Genomic DNA, 8,601 nt, shown 5'->3' with positions numbered 1-8,601 from the left:
AGTGGAACGACGGCGCGACCGACGGTCCGGAGCGAGCCCGTATGCCCATCTGCTCGTGCTCGATGCCGGCTACCGTACGACGGATGATGGACGCCCTCGGCGCCGGACCGGGCATGCGCGTCCTCAAGGTCGGCACCGGGACCGGCTACACCACGGCGCTGCTGAAGGACCGCGTCGGCCCCACCGGCACGGTCGTGTCCGTCGAGGGCGACGAACACCCGGCCGCCACGGCCCGGGTCGACCTCGCCGCTTCCACGAAGGATCGGCAACAGCGTCAATGGGCGTGAGGCGGAGCCGAACTCTTCACAGTCCCGTCCCGGTTGCCGGGGTGGGTGCCGTCCCATTCCGCCAGGGGGGCGCAGTGCCGGCGCCAGTTGGTTGGGCGGGGGTGTCCGGGAAGGTTGCGGCGGCCGTTGGCCCACAGCAGGGTCTGCCAGGGGTCGGGGTGTTCCGGGGCCCAGGGGAAGAGGCGTTCCAGCGTGGCGTGGGCGAGGTCGGTGGGTGGGGTGAATTCCTGGTCCAGGCCGCGTAGTGCGTCGTGGGTGTGGACGAGGATTTCGTCGCAGGCCATGGCGGCGAAGCCGGAGGCGTCGGCGGGTCCGTAGGGGTGGAAGCCGCGGGCGTCGGTGGGGGTGGTGTCGATGACGCGGGCCAGGACGTCGGCGAAGGTGTTCAGGGTGCGCGTCAGGTCGGTGGGTGGGGTGTCGGGGCGGACGGTGAGGTCCATGGTGCTCAGCTCGCGGGTGCCGCCGGCGAGGTCGGTGGCGTACCACAGGAGGGTGTCGCTCACATGTGCGACGGTCTGAGCGACGCTCCAGGTCATGTCAGGGATCGGCCGGTCCCAGTCGTGTTGCGCGTACGTGTCGAGGGCGGCCTGGCAGGTCTCGGCGGCAGCTGAGAGCATCTTCGCATCCATGGCGTGATTATGTCGACACGGTGCGCACCCGATGTGCGGAGGCGAGTCGGGCGTGTCGGCCGCAGATGGTCAGGACGTGGACGGCGCGGTGTATTTCGCCGGGGTCATCTTGACCGTTTCGAACAGGCGGGCCAGGTCAGTGCTCGCTGCGTGGGATTCGGGGTGGCCCGGGTGGTCGTTCCAGCGCATGGCGCGTTCGGCCAACGCGTGGAATTCCACGGCCTGTTCGATTTCCATGCCTTTGCCGACGAGGTAGGGCAGCGCCCAGAAGTCGAAGTTGTAGCTGGGGATCCACGTGGACGTCGTGACGGAGTCGAAGATGGCGTCGCGCGCGTCGCAGGCCCCGTGGATGTCCATGCTCGCGTGCCGCCAGTCGTAACCCTGGCCGAAGATGCGTAGTTCCGCCGCGCGGGCGTGGATCGGCGAACGGTGGTTGTACCACCACGGTTCGGCGCGGAAGAAGGTTGGTGCGGCGGTGTTGAGGAAGTCGATGGTCTCTCGGACGGTGTCCGCGTTCTCGCCCGGGAAGCCGACGACGAACGACGCGAACGTGGTGATTCCGCGGGCCTTGAGTTGTTCGATGCCGTGACGGTACTGCGCGGATTTCGCGGACTTGTTCATGAGCTTCAGGATCGAGTCGCTGGCCGATTCGATGCCCAGGAACACCGCGCGGCACCCGCTCTGTGCCATCAGGTCGAAGGTCTCCTCGTCACGGGTGGAAGAGCAGCGGAAGAAGGAGTACCAGCCGAAGTCGAAGTCGTTGCGGACCATCATCTTCAGGAGTTCGGTGAAGCGTTTGGGGGGGACGTTGAAGGTGTCGTCGATGAAGACGATGTTGCGTACGCCCCGGTCGGACAGGGCGCGGAGTTCGGCCTCCACCGTGGTGATGTCCGCGAGCGCGAGCGCGCCGGCGCGGGCGGGGAAGTCGCAGAAGCTGCACTTGAAGGCGCAGCTGCGAGCGGTGCGGGTCTGGACGGTGGCGCCGAGTTCGGCGTCGGAGAACAGTGACCAGTCGATGGCGACTTCGTCGAGCGAGTTGGCCTCGGGCTGGGCCCGGGTGAAGGCGAATCCGTCGGACCGGCGTAGATACAGGTTTGGGGTGTCGGCGAGCGAGTGGCCCTCGCGCAGTGCCGCGACGGCGCGCAACAGGGTTGCCTCGCCCTGGGATTCGCGGACGTAGACGTCGGCGTCCATGAGGTCGAACAGGTCGGACAGGGCCTCGGGGTCGGCGGTCGCGGTGGTGAGGTTGTCCACGAGGGGGCCGCCGACGATGATCGTGGTCTCGGGGTGGTGGGCGCGGACGAAGCGGACGATCTCGATCACGGGTGCGGGGGTGAGGTGGAAGGTGGTGGTGATCGCGGCGGTGCGAGGGTCGCGGTCGGCGAGGATGCGTGCGATGCGGTCGCGTTCGGGCGTGAACAGGCTCACGTGGTCGGCGGTGAGGCCGCGACGCAGCAGGAAGTTGGTCAGGTATATGGCGGCGAGGTTGGGGACTTCGCCTACGTGGTAGTGGTTGGCGTCGGTCCCGCCGACGCCGGCGCGGTTGGCGTACATGTTGATCACGTCCATGTACGGCAGTCGCCGGCCCTCGACCAGGCAATGGTCGCGCATGAGGATGCGGCGGTCCGGGAAATTCCGCGCCGCGTGACATGACGCGGCTCTCCTGTTCGGCGAAGTCCAGGTCGTTGTAGCCGATGACGAGGCAATCGAGTCGATCGGACATGCCTGGGCTCCTCCGTGCAGGCGGGATGGTGCGCGGGTGGTGGCCCGTCGCCGATCCAGCGTCGCTTCCGGGGTGAGCGGGGCGAATCAACGAGACGTGGAGGCAGCGCTCCGTGCTTTGCCGATTTCGCCTCGGTGGGTGCCGGCTAGGTTCGATGCGTGCCGCAGCGGTTGGTTTCGACAATCGAGGATCGATGCATCAGGTTTCGCTGAGTGCCCGAGACGTCGACGACGTGTTTGCCGTGGTCGACGAGTTGGCCGGTCGTTTCCCCGGGGTGGAGGACGAGGCGTTCCTCGACGAGGCGGCGGTGTTCGCGCATGAGTTGCCGCGGGCGTTGCGGTCGGCGTTGAACACGATGCGACTGGGGGAGCCGGCCGGAGCCATGCTCGTCTCGGGGTTCCCGGTCGACGATGTGGCGATCGGCCGCACGCCGGTGTACCGGGGACGGCAGGAGGCCGCTGGGGTCACGCGGCGCGAGGAGATGTTCTTCTTCCTGTGCGGGGCGCTGCTCGGTGACGCGATCGGGTGGGCGACGCAGCAGGATGCGCGGCTGATGCACGACGTGCTGCCGATTCCCGGCCATGAGAACGTGCAGTTGAACTCGGCCAGCGAGATGGAGATCTGGTGGCACGTCGAGGACGCGTTCCACCCTTACCGGGCGGACTACGTCGGGTTGATGTGTCTGCGAAATCACGACGGAGTGCCCACTACGTATGCGGCGTTGGGGGAGCCGCCCTTGCCGGCGGAGACGGTCGAGGTGTTGTTCCAGCCGCGGTTCTTGATCCGCCCGGACAATTCACATCTTGCGGCCCGCGCCGGGGACGGTCCACCGGGTGGAGAGGCACGCGTGGTGCCGGCGATGCCCATTGCGGTGCTCTTCGGCGATCGGGCGGCGCCGTACCTGCGTCCGGATCCGTATTTCATGGAGCCCACCCCCGACGATCCGCGGGCGCAGGAGGCGTTCGCGCTGTTGACCGCGCGGCTGGACGCGAACCTGCGGGGTGTGCCGTTGCGGCCGGGCGAGGTGTTGTTCGTGGACAACTATCTTGCCGTGCACGGTCGTAGGCCCTTCCGGGCGCGCTACGACGGGCGTGATCGATGGCTCAAGCGTTTGAACATCACCCGAGACCTGCGCAAGTCCCGTGACGCGCGGTCGTCGCCAGCGAGCCGGGTGCTGGGCACGTTCGGTGCGGTCGACCAGGAGAGGAGGCGTCCGTCGTGGACGACGCAGACATCGACCGGCGCGTAGCGGCGTTGCCGCCCGAACGGCGGGCGGTCCTGCGGCGGTTGCTCGCCGCCCGGTCGCGGTCGGCGGTGCGCGACATTTCCCTGAGTCAGCAGGGGATGTGGTTCTTCGACCGGCTCGTGGGGCCCAGTCCGCTGTACACGGTGGGGTGGCGGGCGGAGATCGAGGGCCCGTTGGATCGGGACGTGTTCACGCGTGCGATCGGGGCGGTGGTGGGTCGGCACGAGGCGTTGCGGTGTCGGTTCGCGATGGTCGACGGTCGGGCCTCGCAGATCGTGGCACCGCCGGGTGAGACGCCGGTGGCCTTCGACGACTTCTCCGCATTGACGCGGGACGAGGCGGCCGCGGCCGCGGAGGAGGCGATCGCGGTCGATGCCGGTGTCGGTACGGACCCGGAAAACGGTCCGCTGATCCGGGTGCGCCTCAGCCGTACACCCGCCGGACGGCACGTGTTGCTGCTGTGTGTGCACCACATCGTGTTCGACGCCGTCTCCACCGAGGTGTTCTTCCGCGATCTTTCCCTGTTCCACGACCTGTTGCTCACCGGCGGGGACGTGGCCTCGGCGCCGGCGCCCGCGCAGTACGCGGACTTCACCGAACCGGCAGAACGAGCGGTTGCGCGGAGATCACCCGGACCGCCTCGTGCGGTTCCGGTCGGAACGGCTCGCGGGTGCCCCGATTCCGCTGGATCCGCCGACGGATCGAACGCGGTTGCCGGTCCAGGCGTTTCGTGGTGCAGCGCACCGGTTCGTGATGCCGGAGGAGACCACCCGCTCGATGTGCGCACTGGCGGCGGCGGAGCGCTGCACGCCGTACATGGCCTTCATCGCGGCGTACCAGGTGCTCCTGGCACGCCACAGCGCACAGCACGACATATGTGTGGGTACACCTGTGGCCAATCACGCGCCGGGCCTGGAGTCGTCGATCGGGCTGTGCCTGAACATGGTCGTGGTGCGCTCGGATCTGTCCGGGCCGCTCGGGTATCGCGCGTTGCCGCGTCGCGCCCGCGAGACGTGCCGGACGTGTTCGAGAAGAGCGAACCGCCGTTCGATCGACTGGTGGAGACCCTCGCGCCCGAACGCGACCTGAGCCACAACCCGCTGTTCCAGGTCAACTGCGCACTGGATCGCCCCTCCGCCGACGGCGTCGCGTCGGGCGAGACGAGGGTGGCGGCGGTCACCGGATTGCACCTGGGCGCGGCAAAGTTCGACCCGAGCTTCGGCGGCACCCTGCACGAGGATCACACCGCGGTGACCGTGGACTACCGCTCCGACCTCTTCGACGCGTCCACGATCGAGCGCATGACGGGCGAGTTCACCGCGCTGTTGGCCCGACTGAGCGCCGAACCGGACACGCCGTGGCCGGAGTTGCTCGTGACACCCACCCAGGAGGAGGCCGCGCGCGAGGAGCCCGACCCCGAGCACACCCATCCGGTCACGGCGATCCTCGCGCGAGCCGACCGGACGCCCGACGCACCGGTACCCACCCCTCCACCCCCTGCACCGCGTCGGGCGGCCTCCGCGAGGTGGCAGGCGCGTCCGACGCGGGTGCGGCGCGGTGGTCTTGCCCGCGGCGGCGGGGCCGCCCGCGATCAACGCCGGTCGGGCGGTGGTCCGTTGCCGGCGGCCCCGGGCCCGGGATCGTCGGCGTGCGCACGCTGATGGCGAGGGTGTCGATGGCCGGGGTGCGGACGGTCACGAACGCGGAGTGACAGGCCGGCCGTTCTTCCCGACTGTGTGGCGGTGCGCCCGGTTCGGGTGGCGCCGGGGGCGGTGCGGCCACGAAGTCCTGCCAACCCTGCCAGGTGGTCACCGGCCGGGACTGTTCCGCCGTGTCCACACCCGCCACTCGGGCCGTCGCCCGATCGCGCACCGGGGCTCACCATTTCAGGGCCTCCTCGTGGGCGTCGTAGAGCCCGTACCCCGTGTACGGCGGGGCGGGGGAGTCGGGGTCGGTTTCGTCGGTGTCCCACCACCCTCGGTGGGGACGCGTCGGGACTGTCGTCGAGTTCGTCGAGGCTCTCCTCGCCTTCCCCCGGGGCGCTGTTGCCGAGGTCCTGCTCCGGCCCTTCGTGCACGGAGCGTGCCGGTGGAGGAATCCGGGTGGGTGTCCCGCGGGCGAGGAGGTGTCGTCCGGTGCGGGTGGCTCCTCCGGTGCGGGCGCGGCGCACGAGTTGGTCGAGGGCTTCCGCGAGGTTCGCCTCGTGGATGTCGGCGTCGGTGTGGGGGATGACGGTGGCACGCAGCTATTGCCAGGTGCGGTCGTCGAACGGGTGGTGGGCGTGCTCGCGGTGGATCCACGGCACCTCGGTGAGCCCACGCTCGGGCAGGCGCACCCATACCCGGCGGCCGTCGTGGGGGTTGTGGTGGACCTCCCACTTCCCGTCTCGGGCGACGATCCCGGAGGACTGACCCCGAAGGGGCCCAACAGGTCGCAGTCGTAGGTGCGGTGGTCGATACGGATCCCGCGTTCGGTGACGGCCTGCCATCGCACCGGCAGCAGTTCGAGGTAGTCGCCGCCGGTCAGCGGAACCGACACGTATCCGAACGCCGCGACCAGGGCGACCCACATCCGGGTCGGCGTCAACGCGACCCTCGGCATCACCGGATGCCGCAGCCCCTCGTGCGGGCGCTGGTGCCGGTGCACGAGCCATTCGTCGAGCAGGTCCTGCAACCGGGCGACGCTGAAGCACGCTTCGCCTTCGACGTTCCTGCCACGTCGGGTGACATCGGAGCCGGCGTCCCCCCACCCGAACCCCCACCGGGCCCGGACCCCGCTCCGCCGCGGCGCCTGCGGGATGACGGCGCCCATCCACGCGATCAGAGGGCCGCCGTAGTCGACGGCGATCACCGGTCCCAGCCACGGCCGCCCGACCCATTCCCCGAGTTCGCGGCCAAACGCCCCGTCCGCCCGCAACGTCCGCGGCCGCCCGGCACCGCCGTCGCGCCACAATCGCTGCACCATGCCGGATCCAGCAGCGCGTCCGCGACCGCGACGGCCTCGGGGAAGACGACCGCGTCCCGTCCGACCACCCGCCACCACGCGAAATCACCCCCGGCGTCCCCGCCCGCGACCGCGTGCAGCCGCCGCGGCCAGATCACCTCCCGCTCCCACGACAACGCCGACTCCCACCATCGGCACACCACCGCCCACGCCACACCGAACACCTCCGAGGGATCGACCCCGGCCCGCGTCGCCCGCCGCACCACACCGGCCCACCGCCGCCGCGCCTGGACCACCTCCGGGACCTCGCGCAAGTCCAGGTGTTCCGGCACCTCGTCGGCGTCCGCGTCCGGGCCCCACCGTGCGTGTCGCACGCACGCCCGGTCCCCCGCGCCGCGTAGCGAACCACCCGTGCCGGCCTGCCGGTGCGCCGTGTCGTACACAGGCGGCATCCGAGCGCCACCGGCCCCACCGCGGCGCCGCCCACCCGCCACGTCCCTTGCGGTATCCCCGCCGTGTCCCACTCGGCGGCCTCGTCCTCCTCCCTGCCCCAGGACGGCAACGCCCGCGCGAGCACCTCCTCCTCGACGCCGCACAACCGTGCCAACGTCCGCCGCCCTGCCGCGTCGAGGATCGTCTCCGCGTCCGCGCGTCGCGTCCCGCCCCCGTGTCGGGGGCGGTGGTCGACCCATCGCCAATGCCCCGTCAGGGCGTCGGCGCCGGCCCGCAGGACCCGGCGACCCGGCTCACGAACGACCACGTCGTCTCACCGCTCGACGGGATGACCCGAAACACTCCCACCGGCACCAAAGCGCACCCCCCATCCCACTGCGAATCTCACATCCCACCGCATATGAAGCCCCGGGGTCGACACCTGCCTCACCTGCGCGCGCCGAGGTCCGTCGGCGGCCGTTCCTGCTGCGACCGACGGCGAATCACGCCGGGCATGTCGGTTGTCGATCGTCCGGCCGGCGCGGCCGCGATGGCCGCGCGTGCGCAGGCCCGGCTTGTCCGATACGATCCGGGACGCCGTCCGTGTCGCCGTCGTCGTGCTGCGGCTGCGGCTGCGTTCGGTTCGGTGCCGATGGCGTCGCCCGCTGCGTCGTGTGTGGTCGCGGTGGAGTCTCTTGTCGGTTCGGGTCGGGGGTGGGTCCTGGCGTGAGTGAGTCCGAATCGGCGCCGCAGGGGCGGGGATTTCTGCGACTCCTTTTTCCTGTCGAGTTTTCCTGTCCGGTTTTCCTCACGACTTTCGGGTCGGGCTATCGATGGGGTCCGGGCCTGTCATGGCGGTGTGCGGCGTTGTGGCGGCCGGTGAGTAGGGTGCGGCGGAATCTGGGCGTGAGGGTCGCAGGAGGCGTCCAGGTCACTTGTCGAGGGGTTCCTGGTGGTTGCCAGGGTGGGTCTGTGGTGGCCGTGGAGCCGGTTCGGCGTGTCCGCGGCGCGGTGTCGGTTCGTTCGTGGGATGTGGCGGTGGGGCCGCGGAGCGGACCTGTCGGGGTCTTGGCGGGACCTGCCCCTACTCCCGAATCGTACCCGGGTAGAGTTTTGATGCACTACCTTGTCCCGTGACGCGATACCCACCTATATTGGAAGTGGCCGTCCGGTCGTGAAGTCGCCTGTTTCCAATGATGGTTGGCGAGGACGGTTCCAAGTCCTTTGGCGTTGTGGGGTATTGGTCTGCTCCAGTGCCGGTCCGCCGGCCTCGGTCGGATGCGGTACAGGATACAACCCCCGCTGCTACCGGCGCAGTTCTCGAGCAATGCGGCCATGAGC

The 8,601-nt window shown here is 69.9% G+C and carries 4 protein-coding genes and 3 pseudogenes; 4 read left to right on the top strand and 3 right to left on the bottom strand.

Translation table 11 applies throughout. The features are described from left to right. A pseudogene (locus EMA17_RS51395) lies at nt 1–287 on the top strand (hypothetical protein); the annotation flags it as partial. Here the strand turns inward: EMA17_RS51395 and EMA17_RS51390 are convergent. Together EMA17_RS51390 and EMA17_RS51385 are read right to left on the bottom strand one after the other, a co-directional pair. Then, nucleotides 275–916, bottom strand: a complete 642-nt coding sequence (locus EMA17_RS51390) for a maleylpyruvate isomerase N-terminal domain-containing protein (RefSeq protein ID WP_126644125.1) — start codon at nt 914–916, stop codon at nt 275–277. The pseudogene EMA17_RS51395 and the gene EMA17_RS51390 overlap by 13 nt on opposite strands. A gap of 69 nt (nt 917–985) precedes the next feature. Then, nucleotides 986–2,623: a PhpK family radical SAM P-methyltransferase gene (locus EMA17_RS51385; protein WP_281290646.1), complete on the bottom strand. Its 1,638-nt coding sequence runs from the start codon at nt 2,621–2,623 to the stop codon at nt 986–988. 170 nt (nt 2,624–2,793) lie between these two features. Between EMA17_RS51385 and gntD the strand changes: the two genes are divergently transcribed. The 3 genes and pseudogenes from gntD (at nt 2,794) to EMA17_RS56310 (ending at nt 5,546) form a co-directional block, all read left to right on the top strand. Next, complete coding sequence (gene gntD, locus EMA17_RS51380) at nt 2,794–3,888, top strand: guanitoxin biosynthesis L-enduracididine beta-hydroxylase GntD (protein WP_126644123.1); 1,095 nt, start codon at nt 2,794–2,796, stop codon at nt 3,886–3,888. Then, nucleotides 3,858–4,475: pseudogene (locus tag EMA17_RS56315) on the top strand (condensation domain-containing protein); the annotation flags it as partial. The gene gntD and the pseudogene EMA17_RS56315, both read left to right, overlap by 31 nt. 52 nt (nt 4,476–4,527) lie before the next feature. Beyond that, nucleotides 4,528–5,546: pseudogene (locus EMA17_RS56310) on the top strand (condensation domain-containing protein). Nucleotides 5,547–6,731: 1,185 nt separating this feature from the next. Here the strand turns inward: EMA17_RS56310 and EMA17_RS53115 are convergent. After that, a complete protein-coding gene (locus EMA17_RS53115) occupies nt 6,732–7,202 on the bottom strand; it encodes a hypothetical protein (protein ID WP_126644121.1) in 471 nt (156 codons plus the stop codon). Between the last annotated feature and the right edge of the window lie 1,399 nt (nt 7,203–8,601).

The organism is Embleya hyalina (assembly GCF_003967355.1).
Classification (GTDB): Bacteria; Actinomycetota; Actinomycetes; order Streptomycetales; family Streptomycetaceae; genus Embleya; species Embleya hyalina.
The sequence above is the reverse complement of the archived record's forward strand: the minus strand, read 5'-3'. Positions and strand labels throughout refer to the sequence as shown.

What these genes read in the sequence shown, in the direction of transcription:
- EMA17_RS51390 (WP_126644125.1), bottom strand. Translation starts at nt 916, where the DNA reads ATGGATGCGAAGATGCTCTCAGCTGCCGCCGAGACCTGCCAGGCCGCC.
- gntD (WP_126644123.1), top strand. Translation starts at nt 2,794, where the DNA reads ATGCGTGCCGCAGCGGTTGGTTTCGACAATCGAGGATCGATGCATCAG.